Origin of the sequence: Azospirillum brasilense (genome assembly GCF_007827815.1) — a bacterium.
GTDB lineage: Bacteria > Pseudomonadota > Alphaproteobacteria > Azospirillales > Azospirillaceae > Azospirillum > Azospirillum brasilense_C.
Genome location: NZ_VITH01000009.1, coordinates 138,846 through 156,125, shown reverse-complemented (window position 1 = coordinate 156,125; position 17,280 = coordinate 138,846). Strand labels below are relative to the sequence as shown.

The window sequence follows — 17,280 nt, the reverse complement described above, 5'->3', positions numbered from 1 at the left end:
CTCCCTCCCCTGCGAAGCGGGGGAGGGTTAGGGAGGGGGCAACACCCCGATCACTCGCTCGCCAGCGCCGCCACCGGGTCGAGCCGGGCGGCGCGGCGGGCGGGGATCAGGCCGAAGACCATGCCGGTCAGCACGGCGGACGCCACCGCCCCGGCGATCGCCGTCGCGGTGAAGACCACCGGCATCGCCAGCAGCCCGATCACCGCGCCGCCGGCCAGCCCCAGCGCCACCCCGGCCAGCCCGCCCAGCCCGGCGACCAGCGCCGCCTCCATCAGGAACTGCCGCTCGATGTCGGCGGCGCGGGCGCCGACGGCCATGCGGATGCCGATCTCGCGGGTCCGCTCGGTCACGCTGACCAGCATGATGTTCATGACCCCGATGCCGCCGACCAGCAGCGTGATGACCGCGGCGCAGCCGAGCAGCAGCGTCATGGTGTCCTGGGTCTCCGCCGCCGCCTGGATGCGCGCGGTCCCGTCGTGGATCTGGAAATCCTCCTGGCCGTGACGCCCGGCGATCAGGGCGTGGATGGCGTCGCGGGTCTGCGCGATCCGCCCCACGTCGTGCACCGAGACGAGGATCAACTCCAGGTCCGGCTTGCCGATCAGCCGTTGCACGCCGGTGGACAGCGGCACGAACACCCAGTCATCGGTGCTCTGGTTGCCGGTCAGGTCGCCCTTCTGCGCCATCACGCCGGTGACCAGGAAGGGGATGTTGTTGACCAGCACATGCTTGCCCAGCGGCGACTCCCCGCGCGGGAACAGCCGTTCGGCGACGCGGTGGCCGAGAACCGCCACCGCCGCCCCGGCCCGCTCGTCGGCGCGGGTGAAGAAGACCCCCTGGGCGACCGGCCAGCGGTGGGTCAGCGGCAGCGACGCCGAGGTCGCCAGGACTTCGGTGCGGTGGTCGATGTTGCCGTGGCGGGCCATCACCGGCGCGGCGAGGAAGGGCATCACGCTCTCGACGTTGGGCAAGTCCAGGATGGCCTCGCCGTCCGCCTCGGTCAGCGGCGTGGCCGGCAGGCGGGGATCGCCGCTGCCCGCCACGACATAGACCAGATTGACCCCCAGCGCGCCGACCCGCGCCATCACCGCCTGCTTGGCGCCCTCGCCGATGGCGAGCAGGGCGATCACGGACGCCACGCCGATGACGATGCCGAGCAGGGTCAGCGCCGTCCGGAAGCCGTTGGCTCCCAGCGACCGCAGCGCCGCCGACAGGGCTTCCCCTGCGTCGGTCCACAGGGAGGCGCCGACGTCCGGGCGTTCCGCCGGGGCGGGGGAGGGGGCCGCCGGCAACGGGGCCGGGCGGCCGCTGTCGGCGACGATGCGGCCGTCGCGCATTTCGATCACCCGGCCGGCGGCCTCCGCCACCTTGCGGTCGTGGGTGATGAGGATCACCGTGCGCCCGGCGGCGGACAGCTCGCGCAGCAGCGCCACCACCTCCGCCCCGCTGGCGCTGTCCAAGGCACCGGTCGGCTCGTCGGCCAGGATCACCGGGGCGTCGTTCATCAGTGCCCGTGCGATGGACACGCGCTGTTGCTGGCCGCCCGAAAGCTGGTTGGGGCGGTGATGGCGCCGCTCCTCCAGCCCCAGGCGGCCGAGCAACTCCACGGCGCGGCCTTCGCGCAGCGCGGCGGGCAGGCCCGCGTAGCGGCCCGGCATCTCGACATTCTCCTGCGCCGTCGTGCCGGGGATCAGATGGTAGTGCTGGAAGACGAAGCCGAAGCCGTCGCGCCGCAGCGCCGCCCGCTCGTCGCCCTCCAGCGCCGTCACGTCGCGCCCGTCGACGCGGTAGCGTCCGGAGGTCGGGCGGTCGAGCCCGCCGAGAATGTTCATCAGCGTCGATTTGCCGGAGCCGGAGCTGCCGACGATGGCGACGAACTCCCCCGCCTCGACGGTCAGGGAAACGCCGCGCAGCACCTCGACCGCCACGCCGCCGCCGCCGGGGCCACCGCTGATGTAGGTCTTGCGGATGTCCTCCAGGACGAGGAGCGGGCCGCTCACAGCCGGAACCCGATTTTGGGCGGGCGGCCGTCGTCGGTTTTCCAGCCGACCACGATCCGCTCGCCTTCGGCCAGACCCTCCAGGATCTGGGCGTTGAAGCGGTCGCGCACCCCGACGCGGACCTCGCGCGTCTCGATGGCGCCGCCGCTGCCGATCAGCGTCACGCGGTGCCGTTCCGCCGCCGTGTCGGCCGGGGGCGGGGCAACCGGGTTCAGGGCGGCGACCGGCACCGTGACGGCGTCCCTGGCCGCGGCGGCCACGAAGAAGACCTGGGCGGTCATGTCCGGGCGCAGCTCCCCCCGGTCGTTGGCGATTTCGAACAGCGCGGTGTAGAGCACGACGCTGTTGGTGGCCCCGCCGCCGCCGGACGCGGACGAGCCGCCGTTGCCCGAGGCCGGCGGCTTCGGCGGGGCGGGCAGAATCTCATGCAGGCGCGCGGTCCAGCGCCGTCCCGGATGGCCGAGCGTCGTGAAGTAGAGCGGCATGCCGTCGGTCAGCCGCGTCACGTCGGCTTCCGACACCTGGGTCCACACGGTCATCGCCGACAGGTCGGCGATCCGCATCAGCACCGGCGCCTCGTAGGCGGAATTGATGGTCTGGCCCTGGCGGGCGTCCACCGCGATCAGCGTGCCGCTCATCGGCGCGTAGATGCGGGTGTAGCCGAGCTGCGCCTCGTCGGCCTGGAGGGTCGAGTCCGTCTGGCGGATCTGCGCCTGGGTGGCCTCGACCTGGGCGGCGGCGATGCGCGCCTCCATCCGGGCCTGGTCGAAGGCCTCGCCGCGCCCCGACCCGCTGCGCCGCAGCGCCGCCTGACGGGCCAGCTGGGCCTCGGCGAAGTCGGCGCGCGCCCGCTGCTCGGCCAGCAGGGCGGTCAGGCGGGCGCGCTCGGCCCGCCCGGCCTCGACCTTGGCCTGTTGCAGGGCGGGGTCGATCTCGGCCAGCAGATCGCCCTCGCGGACCATCTGCCCGACCGTCACGTGCAGTCGGGTCAACTGGCCGGACACCTGGGCGCCGACATCGACGTAGGCGCGCGGCTGGATCTTGCCGAGCGCCGTGACCGTGTCCTCGACCGTGCCGCGGCCGACCACCGCCACCTCCGCCGAGGCGGCGGGATCGGCCGGGCGCAGCAGGGCGGCGGAGGCCAGCCCGCCGAGCACCAGCGCGGCGGCGGCGAGGCCGCGGCGGACACCGCGCCGGGAACCGGAAGCCGCCGCCGACCGCCGCGCCGCCATCACCACGTCGCCCGCAGGGACAGCAGGACGTTGCGCGGCTCGCCGTAGTAGCCGGAGACGTCGATGTTGCTCAGATACTTCTTGTCGAACAGGTTGTTGACGTTCAGCGTGGCCGACACCTTCTCGGTGATCTGATAGCGGGTCATCAGATCGACCACCGCGTAGCCGTCGCGGTCGTAGCGCTCGGCGCCGGTCCCGGCGTAGACGTCCCCTTCCCACCGGAGATTGCCGCCCACCGTCAGGCGGTCCCAGGCGCCCGGCAGGCGGTAGGTGGTGAACAGCTTGACGCTGTCGCGCGGCACATAGGTCATGATCCGCTGGCCGTCGGCGTTCTTGACCGAGGTGTGGCTGTAGCCGCCGCCGACCTGCCAGCCGGCCATCACCTCACCGGCGATCTCCAGGTCGAAGCCCTTGCTTTCCGCACCCTTCACCGCCCGGTAGGCCTGCGTGCCGTTCGGGGCGAAGCGGCCGGGATCGATCTCGCCCAGGTTGTTCTGCTTGATCAGGAACACGGCGGCGCTGGCGTTCAGGGCGCCGCCGAAGAACTCGGCCTTCACGCCGGCCTCGTAGGCGTCGCCGTCCAGCGGGTCGAGGGACCGGCCGCTGGCGTCCTTGTAGTTCTGCGGTTTGAAGATGCTGGTGTAGCTGGCGTAAACCGACCAGATGTCGGTCAGGTCGAGCATGACACCGGCGTAGGGCGTGAGCACGCCGTTCTCCGCCCGCTTGGTGTAGCTTCCCGCCCCCGCGTTCGGGCTGCTCTTCTCGATCTGCTCCCACCGGCTGATGCGGCTGCCGAGGATGATCGACAGGGGGTCGAGCGGGCGCAGGCGGGTCGCGGCGTAGGCGGCCATCTGGCGCTCGTCGGTCTGCGACCGGCCGGTCGGGTTGAGCGTCGGCTGGGCGATGCTGCCGTTCCAGGTGAAGTAGTTGGGGATCGAAGGATCGTAGCCGGGAATGTACCAGAGCGGATGGCTGAGCCCCTCGCGCTTGGCGTAATAGCCGCTGACGCCGGCCATCAGGTCGTGCCGCCGCCCGAACAGGTCGAAGCCGCCGTTCAGGTCGGCGCTGACCGAAGTCTGCTCCAGGTCCGAATTCCAGCGGCCCGCCCAGACGCCCAAGCCGGTGCCGTCCCGGTTCAGGTCGCCGCGGGTGCCGAAGCCGAGCAGGCTGTCGTATTCGCGGTTGTTGCGCTCCACGTTCAGCGTCGCCGTCCAGCCGTCCCCGAAGCGATGCTTCAGCTCGCTGAAGACCGTCAGGTTGTCGTGCATGTGGTAGGCCCAGCGGGCGCCGCTGTTGTAGGAGCGGGGGAAGTCCGTCTTCGTCCCGTCGCTGTAGAACAGCGGGAAGCCGGAGTTGGAGGCGTTGTCGGAGCGGTGCTTCTGGTACTCGACGCCGACCGTCCAGGTGGTGTCGTCGGTGACGTCGGCCTCCAGGACTCCGTAGAGCACCTTCTTGCGCCCGTGCAGGCGGTCGATGAAGCTCTCGTTGTCCTGATAGGCGCCGACGACGCGCCCGCGCAGGCGGCCGTTCCCGGTCAGCGGGCCCGACAGGTCGGCCTCGCCGCGGTAGCGCTCCCAGGAGCCGATCTGCCCCTCGGCGTAGCCCTGGAGGGTCGGGGTCGGACGCTTGCGGACCAGATTGACCGAGGCCGACGGCTCGCCGATGCCGTTCAGCAGGCCGGACGCGCCGCGCACCACCTCGACCCGGTCGAACACCGCCATGTCGGAGATGGAATCGTCGAACCCGTACACGGTCGAGCGCGGGATGCCGTTGACCTGATAGTTCGTTACCGGGAAGCCGCGGGCGTAGACCTCGTCCCCGTCGCTGCCCATCGCGCCGCGCTGCATCCGCGTCACGCCCACCGTCTGGTTGAGCACGTCGCGGATCTCGTTCAGACCCTGGTCCTCCATGCGCTGGCGGGTCATCACGCTGACCGACTGCGGCGTCTCGCGCGGGGACAGGTTCAGCTTGGTGGCGCTGTCGGTCGATCCGATGGTGTAGGAGCCGGTGCCCTCGCTGCGGCCGGGATCGCTGGACAGCCCGCCCTGAACGGTCACCGGGTCGAGCACCGCCGCTCCCCCGGCCTGGGTCGGCAGCTTCTCCAGCGTCACCGTGTCGGGATCGACGAAGCGCGCGATCAGGCCGGTGCCGGCCAGCAGCCGGATCAGCGCGTCCTGCGGAGCCAGGGTGCCCGTCACCCCCGGCGAGGAAACGCCCTGCGCGATCTCGGAGGGGTAGAGGACCTGGAAACCGGTGGCCTGCCCGTAGGCGGCGAGCACCCCCGGCAGCGGTCCGGCGGCGATGGCGAAGGCGACGGTCCGGCCCTGCTGGGCCACCTGCACGGGCGCCTCATGGGTCGTCGCGGGCGCCGCCAGCGCGCCGTGCAGTGCGGTCGATGCCAGCAGCATGCCCAACAACGCCGGAGTCCAACCGCCCCGCAGCCTGGTTCCCCACACCGTGTTCACGCGCGCCGTCTGCCCCCGCAGCCGGCGCCCCCCGCCATCGATCATCACCAGATCCCGCCTTTTTGCGAATGAGTTGCATTTTCGTGTATGCAGCTCATGACGATGGTCGGTGGGGTCTCCCTCACCTCGATTTGGAAAAAATTCGACGCGAACCGGCTAAACGGAACGGATGATGACCAAGCCGGGAACGGGACGCAGCGTGCGCAAGGGAAGCGTGCGGAGAATGGCGTTCAGGGCGGCGTCCGGCCGGCTGATGTCCACGCTGCCGTCGAAGCGCAGGCCGGCGAGCGGGCGGTCCCACAGCACGATGCGGGCGGGGTGGTAGCGGTTGAGGTCCGCGATCACCGCGTCGAGCGGCTGTCCCTGGAAGACCAGCCGGCCGTGCCGCCATGCGTTCTCCACCGCCACGCCCTGGCTCAGCAGCGGGCCAGGGCCCTCGGGGCCGTAGGACCGGCTTTGTCCGGCGGCGATGGGAAGGGGGGGCTCCATCCCGGTGGTCAGGCTGGTCGTTCCGGACTCCACCGCCACCACCACGGAGTCCAGGCAGCGGTGCACCACGAAGCTGGCGTCGGCGGTGGCGATCCGTCCCTCGGCGCAGGTGACGACGAAGGGGCGCCCTGGGTCCGGAGCGGTCACGAAATGCGCCCGCCCCCCGGTCAGACGGACGCGCCGTTCGCCGGCGGTGAAGGCGACGGACAGCGCGCTGTCGGCGTCCAGGGTGAGGACCGAGCCGTCGTCCAGTGTCACCGTCCGCCGTTCCCCGATCCCGGTCGTCAGGTCGCCCGGCCAGCCGGTCAGGACCACCGCGCCGCCCAGCGCCGCGGCGCAGGCCGCCGCCCCGCCGACGGCGGCGCCGGCCAGGAAACGGCGGCGCGTCGGTGCGGCCCGTTGGGCCCGGCGCGGATCGGGCACCCGGTCCAGATCGCCCCACAGCCCGGCCAGCCGGTCATATTCGCGGCGGTGGGCCGGGTCCTGCGCCAACCAGGCGTGAAAGGCCCGGCGGTCCGCCGCGTCGGCGTCGCCCGACTCCAGGCGCACAAACCACGCCAGGGCCGCGTCCCGCGGGTCGTCCGGCAAGTCCGGCTGGTCGCGCTCGCGCTCCATCAGAGCGCCAGCCGGTCGCGGCAATGGGCCAGGGCCTTCATGACATGCTTCTCCACCATGCTGCGCGAGATGCCGAGGCGCGCGGCGATGTCGGCGTGGCTCAGCCCGTCGAATTTGTGCAGCAGGAACACCTCGCGGCAGCGCGGCGGCAGTTCCGCCAGCGCGTGGCTCAGCCGCTCCAGCCGCTGCTTGTGCTCCAGCGTCGCCTCGGCGTCCGGTTCGTCGAGCGGCTGGTCGAGTCCAAGCTCCGCCGGGGCGAAGCGGCGCCCCCGGCGGGTTTCCGCGCGCAACCGGTCCAGCGCGATGTTGTCGGCCATGCGGTAGAGGTAGGAGCGCGGGTTGTCGATCTCCGGCAGCGCGGTCAGGCTGCGCAGGCGCAGGTAGGTGTCCTGCACGACGTCCTCGGCCAGGCACAGCGACCCCAGGCGCCGGGCCAGATGGCCCGTCATCTCCTCATAATGGTCGAGCAGCAAACCCAGCAGGGAAGACCGGTCTCGTTCAGCCATGACCTCGGCAACACCCGTTCCCAGACCCGTGAAAGCCACTCCTAACCATGAATGCGAATCATTCGCAATCGATAGATCGACCGGAGAAAAAATCTTTGCCGGGAGGGGGTGAGGGGGTGGCCGGCGGCGGACGTCCTGTCGTCGGGAGGTTTTGTCACGCGACCGGCCAGGGCCCGTCCGACCGGCGGGAGGCCCGCCTTTTCGCGGTCCGACACGGGCGGCACCCCGCCTCAGGGGGCCGTCGCCAGGGTGACCTTGTTCATGAAATTCTCGGGCTGCCCCTTCACGACCAGCGGAAAGGCGTCGGCGACGGCGTCGATCAGCGGGTCGAGCCAGCTCTGCTCGGCCTTGGCGAAGTCGTGGAGCACATAACCGCTGACCCGGTCCTTGTCGCCGGGATGGCCGATGCCCAGGCGGATGCGCCAGTATTCCTTGCCGAGATGCGCGTCGATGGAGCGCAGGCCGTTGTGCCCGCCGTGGCCGCCACCCTTCTTGACGCGGAGCTTGCCGGGCGGCAGGTCCAGCTCGTCATGGATGACGACAACGTCCTCGGGCTTCATCTTGAAGAACTGGACGGCTGCGGTGACCGACTGGCCCGACAGGTTCATGAAGGTCAGCGGCTCCAGCGCGATCACCTTCTCGCCGCCGATGGTGCCCTCGGCCGTCTGGCCCTGAAAGCGCTTGCGCCAGGGGCCGAAGCCGTGGCGGCGGGCGATCTCCTCCACCGCCATGAAGCCGATGTTGTGCCGGTTGCGCGCGTATTCGGCGCCAGGGTTGCCCAGTCCCACCAGCAGCAGCATGGCACAGTCTCCTCATCTCGGAACGGCGTGAGCCGGAAACGAAACAGGGGGCCGAAGCCCCCTGTCGCAAACACCCAAAGGTGGCTTCCGATCAGGAAGCGGCAGCCTCGGTGCCCTCGGCCTCTTCGGACTTCAGGCCCGACGGGGCGACGATCGTGGCGATCGTGAAGTCGCGGTCGGTGATGGTCGAGGCGACACCCTCCGGCAGCTTCACCGAAGAGATGTGGATCGAATCGCCGACGTCGTAGCCCTCGCAGGAGATCGTGATCTGCTCCGGGATGTTGCCGGCGGAGACGGTCACGTCCAGCTCGTGGCGGACGATGTTGAGCACGCCGCCGCGCTTCAGGCCCGGCGACTTCTCCTGGTCGACGAACTCGACCGGAACCTGCACGGTGGTGCGGGTTTCGGCGGAGACGCGCAGGAAGTCGACGTGCAGCGGGACGTCGGTGACCGGATGGAACTGCACGTCGCGCGGCAGGACCCGGTGGGTGGCGCCATCGACGGTGACGTCGAACAGGTGCGTGAAGAAGCCCGCCTGGTTCAGAACGCGGGTGAACGCGAACTTCTCCAGCGAAATCATGATGGGGGCCTGCTTGCCACCGTAGATCACGGCCGGGATACGGCCATCACGACGGGTCTGGCGGGCGGTCCCCTTGCCGGCCCGGTCGCGCGCTTCGGCGCTGAGCGGAACGATCTGCGTCATCGGAAAACTCCTTGAACGGAAAAAAGCGCCAGCCTCCAGGGGTGCTGACGCGTGGGCGCGGTGATTAAGCCATGCCGGGCGCGGCGTCAAGGACAGAGTCCGGAAACGCGCGGAGGACGGCCGGGAAGCCCAAGAAAAAAACCCTTCCCCCGCGAAGGGGAAGGGCTTTCCACGTGGGATGGAGCGCTGTTACGAGAACAGGCTCGACACCGAACGCTCTTCGCTGATGCGGGTGATCGCGTCGGCGAGCAGCGGGGCGATGGTGAGCTGGCGGATGTTGCGGGACACGCGCACGGCTTCGGTCGCCTGGATGCTGTCGGTGGTGACCAGCTGCTCCAGCGGCGACACGGCCACGCGGGCCACCGCACCGCCGGACAGCACGCCGTGGGTGCAGTAGGCGTGGACCGACTTCGCGCCGGCGTCCATCAGGGCGACCGCGGCGTTGCACAGCGTGCCGCCCGAATCCACGATGTCGTCGAGCAGGATGCAGCGGCGGTTCTTGACGTCGCCGATGATGTTCATCACCTCCGACACGCCGGCGCGCTCACGCCGCTTGTCGATGATGGCGAGATCGGCGTCCAGCCGCTTGGCCAGCGAGCGGGCGCGCACCACGCCGCCGACGTCGGGCGACACCATCGTCACCTCGCCGATGTCCTCGAAGGTCGCGCGAATGTCCTTCTCGAACACCGGGGCGGCCATCAGGTTGTCGGTCGGGATGTCGAAGAAGCCCTGGATCTGACCCGCGTGCAGGTCCATGGTCAGCACGCGGTTGGCGCCGGCCTGGGTGATCAGGTTGGCGACCAGCTTGGCCGAGATCGGCGTGCGCGGGCCGGTCTTCCGATCCTGGCGCGCGTAGCCGTAGTAGGGGAGGACCGCCGTGATGCGCCGGGCCGACCCGCGACGCAGGGCGTCGATGGTGACCAGCAGCTCCATCAGGTTGTCGTTGGCCGGGAACGACGTCGACTGGACCACGAACACGTCTTCGCCGCGCACGTTCTCCAGGATTTCGACGAACACCTCCATGTCCGAAAAACGGCGGATGCTCGCTTTGGTCAGCGGCACGCCGAGACAGGTGGAGATGGCCTCGGCCAGCGGACGGTTGCTGTTGCCGGCAAGCACCTTCATCGCAGTCGGCTCTCTCTGCAGGGAATAGGTTCCGGTGCGCCCGTCAGTCCCTTGCCGACGCCGCCCCTTGAAAACGCGGCGGACCATAACAAAGGGCCGCACCCATGTAAACGTTCCATGACGGGCGGTTCAAGACGCCGCAGCCAGCCGGCCCTGCGATTCCCGCATGGCGCAAGCGTGGCGGCAGGACGTCTGCGCATCACCGCACCGCGAACTTCGCAAGGTGCGTTTTCATGGGCAGGTCGGCCTTCACGAAATGGTCGAAGAACCAGAATTGCAGAAGCTCGTCCGCCTTGCCCTTCACGTAGGCGTACTCGAACGCCGACTCCTCGGCGTCCACCTGCCCGATGATGTCGTCCAGCAGGGTGGCCAGCCGGCGGTGCTGCGCCCGGTGCTCTTCCAGATGCGGGTAGCGCATCGAGGCCTGGACCCGCTCCTCCCGCAGGAAATGGCGGACCGAGACGCGGCGCAGCTCGTTCAGCAGAGCCAGCGCCGGCTTGCGTTCGGCTTCCTCGCCCGGCAGGGCGACGAAGCGGCGGATCAACTCGTGCTGCATCCGGTGATCGGCGTCCAGCCCGCCGTTGTCGAGCACCATCCGCGCGCTGCGCCAGTCGCTCCGCCCATCGCCGTTCCGTCCCTCGCCCCCCAGCGTCGCCTCCCGGTGCGCGTCCATCGTCATGCCGGCGTCCCCCTCCGGAATGTCCCTACCCATGAGACTTGATCTTACCCGAAATGGGTCGTATCGCAATCAGTCAGAGGTAAGAACAATTTTGGGGCGAGCAATTTCCCGCGCGCGGTCAGCCCTGGAGGACGATGGCCGACAGGCCGCGTCCATAGTCCTTTTCGCCGCGCAGGCAGGACCGGCGGTAGCTGAAGAAGCGGTCCTCCTCGACCACCGTGTCGTTGGGGCAGCGCTGAATGATCTCCACGCCGGTGTCGCCCAGGCGGCGGGTGATGTAGCCGGCCAGATCGAACAGGAAATGGTCCGGGCGGCGAGCCGGGGCGAAATAATCGCGGTTGCGCGGGTCCTCATCCAGGAAGGGCGCGGGAAATTCGGGCCCGACCTCGTAGGAGCGCTGGGCGATGCAGGGGCCGATGGCGGCGACGATGCGGTTGCGCTTGGCGCCCAGCTCCTCCATCCGCGCGATGGTCGCCTCCAGAACGCCGCCCTTGGCGCCCTTCCAGCCGGCGTGGGCGGCGCCGATGACGCGGGCCTTCTCGTCGGCGAACAGCACCGGGGCGCAGTCGGCGGTGAGGATGCCCAGCGCGATCCCCGGACGGTCGGTCGCCATGGCGTCGGCGTGCGGTGCCTGATCGGGCGCCCAGGGCTCGGTCACGGCGACGCAGGTCGGGCTGTGCACCTGATAGCAGGTGACGAGCCGCTCCGGCGGGACGTCCATGCGGGCGGCGGCGCGCGCGCGGTTCTCCGCCACGGCGGCGGGCGCGTCCCCGGAGCCGAAGCCGACGTTCAGCGAGGCGTACAGCCCCGTCGACACGCCGCCGGTGCGGGTGAAGAAGGCGTGTCGGATGTGGGTGATGTCGTTCAGCGCGCCAAGCGTAATCACGAACCCGTCCCTTTGCTGTCGCGGTCTCTTGTTCGGATGCCAGTGTTCAGGATGCCAGATCCGGGCTTTCGAAGCCCGCCGGAGGCCCGAGGCCGGGGGAGGCGAGGGCCAACACCTTGAAGAGGGTGCCCATTTGGTCGGGCGCGATCAAGCGGGCCAGCGCGGAGTCGATGTCCGCGGCCTGCTTCGTCGTGGCGCTGCGCTTCAGCGCTGCGGCGCGCGGCTGGATGCCCAGCCGGGCCAGCCAGTCGCCCTGATCCACCGGCCCGAAGCCCTCCGCACCGCCCTCGCGCGCGGCGGCGGCGATGGCGGCGAAATCCACATGGGCGGTCAGGTCGGCCTCGCCCGGCGCATCCAGCACCGGGGCGTAGGCGTGGCGGCGCAGCGCCTGGAGCGTGTCGCCGACCGCCGGCCCGCCGCGGTAGCCGTAGTCGATGACCAGGGCCGCTCCGGGATGGGCCGCCAGACGCTCCCCGATCAGCCGGGCCACCGCCTGGGAGGCCGGGGAGACCTCGACCACGCTGCCCTCCGGGGCGTCGCGCAGGGCCGGCGGGATCAGCCGGGCGCCGGCGCTGCCGAAGGCCTCGAGGACGAAGCGGAAGCGGGGCGTGTCGGCCGCCGTATCGGCGGGCGCGGCGGGATCGATGTCGATCAGCCGCTCGAACCAGCCGTGGTTGGTCTTCTGGACCTGACGGATGGGCAGGGCGTCGAAGAATTCGTTGGCGAGGATCAGGGTCGGGCCTTCGGGTACGTCCTCCAACCGGTTGTGCCACGCGACCGGGATGCCGGCCAGGGTTTCCTTCTGGCGGGCGCGCAGGGTCGGGCTGGTCTCCACCAGATGGACCTGGACGGCCTCGCGGAAGGCGGGGACCAGCGCGGCGGCGCGCAGGGCGTCCTGCATCAGCGTGCCGCGGCCCGGCCCCAACTCCACCAGGTGAAAGGGGGCGGGGCCGCCCAGCCGCGCCCAGCTGTCGACGCACCACAGCCCGGCCAGCTCGCCGAACATCTGGCTGATTTCCGGGGCGGTGGTGAAGTCGCCGGACACGCCGAAGGGGTCTTGGCGCATGTAGTAGCCGAAGCGCGGATGCCCCAGCGCCTCCGCCATGAAGGCGGCGACCGACAGCGGCCCGTCCATCAGGATGCGGCGGGCGAGGTGGTGGGCGAGGCTGTCCGGGGCGGCATCACTCATGACGGGACCTTCCGACCTCAGATGGCGGCGGGGCGGCGGCGGGCCTGGGCGACCAGCCACACACCGAACAGAACCATCGGCACCGACAGAAGTTGTCCCATCGTCGCCCCGGCGTAGAGGAATCCGAGCTGGGCGTCCGGCTCGCGGAAGAACTCCGCGATGATGCGCGACAGGCCGTAGCCGATGAAGAAGATGCCCGCGGTCATGCCGGCCCGCCCGCGCACGGCGGGCATCCGCACCAGGATGGCCAGCAGGACGAACAGCACCGCCCCCTCGAGGAAGGACTCGTAGAGCTGGCTCGGGTGCCGCGGCACCTGCAGCGGGTCGCGCGGGAACACCACCGCCCAGGACACGTCGGGCGCCGGGCGGCCGTACAGCTCGCCGTTGATGAAGTTGGCGATGCGGCCGAAGAACAGGCCGATGGGGGCCGCCGCGGCGATCAGGTCGCCGAAGGCCAGCGGCGACAGCCCGCGCTTCCAGCAGAACAGCAGGATGGCGCCCAACACGCCGATCAACCCGCCGTGGAAGGACATGCCGCCGTGCCAGACCATCAGCGCATCGAGCGGATTCTGGAGGTAGAAGGGCAGGTTGTAGAACAGCACGTAGCCGATCCGCCCGCCCAGGATGACGCCGACCACGGCCCAGGTCAGGAAGTCGTCGTAATCCTCCGCCGAGGGACGGCCCGGCGTGCTGCGGGCCAGCGCCAGGCAGTAGCGCCAGCCGAGCACGAAGCCCGCCAGATAGGCCAGCGCGTACCAGCGGATGACGATCGGCCCGAGTTCGAACGCCACGGGGTCAATGGCGGGAAAGGCGATGGCGAGCATGCGCGGCGGGTGCCTTATGTTGTTTGGGCCATGTTGTCGGGGCCGGTGTGCCGGCGCCCCCTTCACGGCGGGGGAGGCGGGGCCGTCAGCGGTAGGGGTCGGGCTGCGACAGGAAATCCTGGACGTAGCGGCGCACGCCCTCCTCCAGCTCGGTGAAGGGCTGGTCGAAGCCGGCGGCGCGCAGGCGTTCGGTGCGCGCCTCGGTGAAATACTGGTATTTGCCCTGAAGTTCGGTCGGCATGTCGAAATACTCGACGCGCGGCTCCAGCCCCAGAGCGGCGAAGGTGGCGAGCGCCAGATCCTTGAAGCTGCGGGCCTTGCCGGTGCCGACGTTGAACAGCCCGCTGACCTGCGGGTTGTCGTAGAGCCAGAGCATCACCGCCACGCAGTCGTCGACGAAGATGAAGTCGCGGAGCTGGCCGCCGTCCTCGAACTCCGGACGGTGCGACTTGAACAGCCGCGCCGGCTCGCCGGCCTTCAGCTTGGGGTGCAGCTTGGCGACGACGCTCATCATGTCGTCCTTGTGCCGCTCGTTCGGGCCGTAGACGTTGAAGAACTTCAGGCCCGCCCATTGCGGCGGCACGATGTCGCCCTCGGTCACCACGCGGGCGACGCGGCGGTCGATCAGGTGCTTGGACCAGCCATAGGCGTTGAGCGGGCGCAGTGCGGCCAGCGCCTCCGGCGACCCGTCGTCGTCGAAGCCGGCGGAGCCGTCGCCGTAGGTCGCAGCGGAGGAGGCGTAGATCAGCCGCGCCCCCCGCCAGGAGGACCAACGCCACAGATCCAGCGTCAGCGCCACGTTGTTGGCGACGATCCGGTCCACGTCGCGCTCCGTCGTCGCCGAGATGGCGCCGAGGTGGAAGATCACGTCGATCTCCGCGGCGTGCTGGTCGAGGAAGGCGAGCGCGTTCTCCGGCGCGACGAGGGTGGCGAGTTCCCGCTTGGCGAGATTCTGCCACTTCTCCCCGTCGCCGAAGCGGTCGATCACCGCGACGTTGGTGATCCCGCGCGCGGCCAGGGCCGCCACGAGGTTCGAACCGATGAAACCGGCCCCACCGGTGACCACGATCATGCGCTTTTCCTTGCCGCCGGACCGAAAGAAAGGACGAGCGTCCTTATAGGGTCCGGGGGGCGGGGCCGCAAGGTGGGGTGGGGCGTATGGCCGCCCTGCGGTTCCGAAAGAGGCGGTTTCGCAAGGTCTCGCGGCCCCTTACGCGCCCTTGCGCCGCGCCTCCTCCTCGTCGAGCAGGGCCTTGCGCGACAGCTTGCCGATCATCGTCTTGGGCAGTTCGCCGCGGAACTCGACCGCCTTGGGCATCTCGATCGGGGAGAGCTTGTCCTTGAGGAAGTCGATCAGTTCCTCCCGCGTCAGGGCCTTGCCGTCGTCGACGCGGATGTAGGCCTTCACCGTCTGGCCGCGGTACTCGTCGGGCAGCCCGGCGACCACGCATTCCGCGACGGCGGGGTGCAGGTAGATCGCCTCCTCGACGTTGCGCGGGTAGACGTTGAAGCCGCTGCACAGGATCATGTCCTTGATGCGGTCGACGATGTGGGTGTAGCCGTCCTCGTCCATGTAGCCGACGTCGCCGGTGTGCAGGCGCCCGTCCACCAGGGTCAGTGCCGTTTCGGACGGCTTGTTCCAGTAGCCCTTCATCACCTGCGGGCCGCGGATGCACACCTCGCCCTTCTCGCCGACGGGCAGGACGCGGCGCGGCTCCTCCAGGCTGACGATCTCGATCAGCGTGCCGGGCAGGGGCAGGCCGATGGAGCCGGCCTTGTTCAGCCCGGTCACCGGATTCGCCGTGGCGACCGGCGAGGATTCGGACAGGCCGTAGCCCTCCACCAGGACGCAGCCGGTGTTCCGCTCGAACGCCTCCTTGACCTCCACCGGCAGGGGCGCGCCGCCCGACAGGCAGTAGCGGATCGAGGAAAGGTCGTATTTCTCGAGATGCCTGTGGTGGTTGATCGCCGTGTAGATGGTCGGCACCGCCGGGAACAGCGTCGGCTTCCTGGCGTGGATGGTCTCCATCACCTGGTCCAGCTCGAAGCGGGGCAGCATGACGATCTCCGCCCCGATGCGGATGCTGAAGTTCATCACCACGGTCATGGCGAAGACGTGGAAGAAGGGCAGGACGCCCAGCATCCGCTCCTCCCCCTGCCGCGCGCCGACGAACCACAGACTGCACTGCTCGGTGTTGGCGTAGAGGTTGGCGTGGGTCAGCATGGCGCCCTTGGGCACGCCGGTGGTCCCGCCGGTGTATTGCAGCACCGCCACGTCCTCCGCCGGGTCGATGGCGACCGGCTTCGGGGCGCCGTCGTTGGCGACGAGCCGGCGGAAGGACAGGTGGCGGTCGTCCGCGGGGATGCGCGCCAGCTCCGCCCGCTTGACGATCGGGAACAGCCAGTTCTTGGGGAAGGGCAGGATGTCGGCCATCGGGCAGATCACCAGCCGCTTCAGTCCCGATTCGGCGAGCATCCGCGCCATCTTGCCGTAGAGCACCTTGAGGTCGAGCGTGACCATCAGCTCGACGCCGCTGTCGGTGATCTGGTGGTGCAGCTCCCGCTCGGCGTAGAGGGGGTTGAAGTTCACCACCGTCCCGCCGGCCTTTAGGATCGCGAAATAGCAGATCACGTAGTAGGGCGTGTTGGGCAGGAAAAGACCGACGCGCACGCCCTTGCCGACGCCGATCGCCTGGAAGCCGCGGGCGGCGCGGTCCACCATCCGCGCCACCTCCGCGTAGGTCGAGCGCTTGCCCATGAAGTCCAGGAAGGGGCGTTCGGCGAAACGGGCCGCCGCGTCCTCCAGCAGCGCGGTCAGCGGCTTCACCGGAATCGGCGCGTTCCAGTCCACGTCGGGCGGGTAGCCCAGGGTCCAGCTCTGCTCCGGCAGTTTGCGGGCCGCATCCCCCATCATCGTTTTCCCTCCCATGGTCTGTTTTTGTTCGGCCGCAGTGCCCCTTCGGGCTTGCTTGCGGGCCTTTGGCTCATTGTAGCCTTTTTCGTAACCCGTCCCTTGGAGAAATGGTCCCTGCAACGGGGGCGTCGCCAGAGGCAAACGGTGGTTGTGAAGAAAAAATTACGCTGGAACCCCTATTTTCTGTGTGGCTAAATTCACGCTTGGCGGACGATCCGGCGAAGCCGGGCGGCGCCGGCCCCGCTCACCGCGCTTGGCGCCTCGACCGAAAGGTTCGGACTCGTGTCTACAGCCGATTCGCACTCCAGCGGCGTCCTGGGAGTCGCCTTTCCGGGCGAAGGCGCCCAGGTCCGGGCTCTGGTGAAATGGTTCGATCCGGTCAAGGGCTTCGGCTTCGCGGCACCGCAGGACGGGACGACCGACGCCTTCCTGCACATCTCCGTCCTGAACCGGGCCGGGCTGCACGAGATCGGCGAGGGGGCGGAGCTTCTGTGCCGGGTGGTTCCGGGCGGCAAGGGTCCGCAGGTGGCCGACATCCTGGAGGTGCTGAGCACCGGCACGCCCGCCGAAAGCCGCAGCGCGCCCCCCACCGCGGCGTCCGGCCCCGAGGAGGAACTGACGGGCACCGTGAAGTGGTTCAAGCCGGAGCAGGGCTTCGGGTTCGTCACCGCGGACGACGGGGCCAAGGACGTCTTCGTGCACAAAAGCGTCCTGCGCCGCTGCAACCTGACCGGCCTGGACTCCGGCCAGCGGGTGCTGTTGCGGGCGCGCGCCGCGCCGAAGGGGCGGGAGGCCTCCTGGATCGTGCTGCTGTGACATGCGCTCCGGTGCCGGGCCGGTCGGCGGGGCATAC

At 69.9% G+C, this 17,280-nt stretch carries 15 protein-coding genes; 1 reads left to right on the top strand and 14 read right to left on the bottom strand.

Annotation, left to right across the window (positions count from 1 at the left end; translation table 11 throughout):
* Window positions 1-50: 50 nt before the first annotated feature.
* The 14 genes from FBZ83_RS19805 to FBZ83_RS19740 form a co-directional block, all read right to left on the bottom strand.
* Complete coding sequence (locus FBZ83_RS19805) at window positions 51-2,000, bottom strand: MacB family efflux pump subunit (RefSeq protein WP_145687269.1); 1,950 nt, start codon at window positions 1,998-2,000, stop codon at window positions 51-53.
* Window positions 1,997-3,232: an efflux RND transporter periplasmic adaptor subunit gene (locus tag FBZ83_RS19800; protein WP_247888383.1), complete on the bottom strand. Its 1,236-nt coding sequence runs from the start codon at window positions 3,230-3,232 to the stop codon at window positions 1,997-1,999. The genes FBZ83_RS19805 and FBZ83_RS19800 overlap by 4 nt, the downstream gene beginning before the upstream one ends.
* On the bottom strand, window positions 3,232-5,742 hold the full coding sequence (locus tag FBZ83_RS19795; RefSeq protein ID WP_145687265.1) for a TonB-dependent siderophore receptor: 2,511 nt from the start codon (window positions 5,740-5,742) through the stop codon (window positions 3,232-3,234). Before FBZ83_RS19795 ends, FBZ83_RS19800 begins: the two co-directional genes overlap by 1 nt.
* 111 nt (window positions 5,743-5,853) lie before the next feature.
* On the bottom strand, window positions 5,854-6,801 hold the full coding sequence (locus FBZ83_RS19790) for a FecR family protein (protein ID WP_145687263.1): 948 nt from the start codon (window positions 6,799-6,801) through the stop codon (window positions 5,854-5,856).
* Window positions 6,801-7,307 (bottom strand): sigma-70 family RNA polymerase sigma factor, encoded by a 507-nt coding sequence (locus FBZ83_RS19785; protein WP_145687261.1) that lies wholly within the window; start codon window positions 7,305-7,307, stop codon window positions 6,801-6,803. The genes FBZ83_RS19790 and FBZ83_RS19785 overlap by 1 nt, the downstream gene beginning before the upstream one ends.
* A gap of 230 nt (window positions 7,308-7,537) precedes the next feature.
* Entirely contained in the window at window positions 7,538-8,107 is a 570-nt protein-coding gene (gene pth / locus FBZ83_RS19780; RefSeq protein WP_145677923.1) for an aminoacyl-tRNA hydrolase, read from the bottom strand.
* A gap of 91 nt (window positions 8,108-8,198) precedes the next feature.
* Window positions 8,199-8,810 (bottom strand): 50S ribosomal protein L25/general stress protein Ctc, encoded by a 612-nt coding sequence (locus FBZ83_RS19775; protein ID WP_145677922.1) that lies wholly within the window; start codon window positions 8,808-8,810, stop codon window positions 8,199-8,201.
* Between the two features lie 189 nt (window positions 8,811-8,999).
* The gene (locus FBZ83_RS19770; RefSeq protein ID WP_014199935.1) at window positions 9,000-9,935 is read right to left on the bottom strand and encodes a ribose-phosphate pyrophosphokinase; all 936 of its coding nucleotides are present in this window, start codon (window positions 9,933-9,935) and stop codon (window positions 9,000-9,002) included.
* Between the two features lie 199 nt (window positions 9,936-10,134).
* Window positions 10,135-10,614, bottom strand: coding sequence for a bacteriohemerythrin (locus FBZ83_RS19765; protein WP_145687259.1), 480 nt, complete (start codon window positions 10,612-10,614; stop codon window positions 10,135-10,137).
* A gap of 118 nt (window positions 10,615-10,732) precedes the next feature.
* A complete protein-coding gene (gene pgeF, locus FBZ83_RS19760; protein ID WP_145687257.1) occupies window positions 10,733-11,500 on the bottom strand; it encodes a peptidoglycan editing factor PgeF in 768 nt (255 codons plus the stop codon).
* 46 nt (window positions 11,501-11,546) lie between these two features.
* Window positions 11,547-12,689, bottom strand: a complete 1,143-nt coding sequence (locus FBZ83_RS19755) for a class I SAM-dependent methyltransferase (protein ID WP_145687255.1) — start codon at window positions 12,687-12,689, stop codon at window positions 11,547-11,549.
* A gap of 17 nt (window positions 12,690-12,706) precedes the next feature.
* Window positions 12,707-13,513: a prolipoprotein diacylglyceryl transferase gene (gene lgt, locus FBZ83_RS19750; RefSeq protein ID WP_035682583.1), complete on the bottom strand. Its 807-nt coding sequence runs from the start codon at window positions 13,511-13,513 to the stop codon at window positions 12,707-12,709.
* A gap of 85 nt (window positions 13,514-13,598) precedes the next feature.
* Complete coding sequence (gene rfaD / locus FBZ83_RS19745) at window positions 13,599-14,585, bottom strand: ADP-glyceromanno-heptose 6-epimerase (protein ID WP_145687253.1); 987 nt, start codon at window positions 14,583-14,585, stop codon at window positions 13,599-13,601.
* Window positions 14,586-14,723: 138 nt separating this feature from the next.
* The gene (locus FBZ83_RS19740) at window positions 14,724-16,424 is read right to left on the bottom strand and encodes a long-chain-fatty-acid--CoA ligase (RefSeq protein ID WP_247888393.1); all 1,701 of its coding nucleotides are present in this window, start codon (window positions 16,422-16,424) and stop codon (window positions 14,724-14,726) included.
* 285 nt (window positions 16,425-16,709) lie between these two features.
* Here FBZ83_RS19740 and FBZ83_RS32375 point away from each other — a divergent pair, with 285 nt between their 5' ends.
* On the top strand, window positions 16,710-17,243 hold the full coding sequence (locus FBZ83_RS32375) for a cold-shock protein (RefSeq protein WP_282186907.1): 534 nt from the start codon (window positions 16,710-16,712) through the stop codon (window positions 17,241-17,243).
* Window positions 17,244-17,280: the final 37 nt, after the last annotated feature.

What these genes read in the sequence shown, in the direction of transcription:
- rfaD (WP_145687253.1), bottom strand. Translation starts at nt 14,585, where the DNA reads ATGATCGTGGTCACCGGTGGGGCCGGTTTCATCGGTTCGAACCTCGTG.
- pth (WP_145677923.1), bottom strand. Translation starts at nt 8,107, where the DNA reads ATGCTGCTGCTGGTGGGACTGGGCAACCCTGGCGCCGAATACGCGCGC.
- FBZ83_RS19755 (WP_145687255.1), bottom strand. Translation starts at nt 12,689, where the DNA reads ATGAGTGATGCCGCCCCGGACAGCCTCGCCCACCACCTCGCCCGCCGC.
- FBZ83_RS19800 (WP_247888383.1), bottom strand. Translation starts at nt 3,232, where the DNA reads ATGGCGGCGCGGCGGTCGGCGGCGGCTTCCGGTTCCCGGCGCGGTGTC.
- FBZ83_RS19795 (WP_145687265.1), bottom strand. Translation starts at nt 5,742, where the DNA reads ATGATCGATGGCGGGGGGCGCCGGCTGCGGGGGCAGACGGCGCGCGTG.
- FBZ83_RS19790 (WP_145687263.1), bottom strand. Translation starts at nt 6,801, where the DNA reads ATGGAGCGCGAGCGCGACCAGCCGGACTTGCCGGACGACCCGCGGGAC.
- FBZ83_RS19765 (WP_145687259.1), bottom strand. Translation starts at nt 10,614, where the DNA reads ATGACGATGGACGCGCACCGGGAGGCGACGCTGGGGGGCGAGGGACGG.
- lgt (WP_035682583.1), bottom strand. Translation starts at nt 13,513, where the DNA reads ATGCTCGCCATCGCCTTTCCCGCCATTGACCCCGTGGCGTTCGAACTC.
- FBZ83_RS19785 (WP_145687261.1), bottom strand. Translation starts at nt 7,307, where the DNA reads ATGGCTGAACGAGACCGGTCTTCCCTGCTGGGTTTGCTGCTCGACCAT.
- FBZ83_RS19740 (WP_247888393.1), bottom strand. Translation starts at nt 16,424, where the DNA reads ATGGGGGATGCGGCCCGCAAACTGCCGGAGCAGAGCTGGACCCTGGGC.
- FBZ83_RS19775 (WP_145677922.1), bottom strand. Translation starts at nt 8,810, where the DNA reads ATGACGCAGATCGTTCCGCTCAGCGCCGAAGCGCGCGACCGGGCCGGC.
- FBZ83_RS19770 (WP_014199935.1), bottom strand. Translation starts at nt 9,935, where the DNA reads ATGAAGGTGCTTGCCGGCAACAGCAACCGTCCGCTGGCCGAGGCCATC.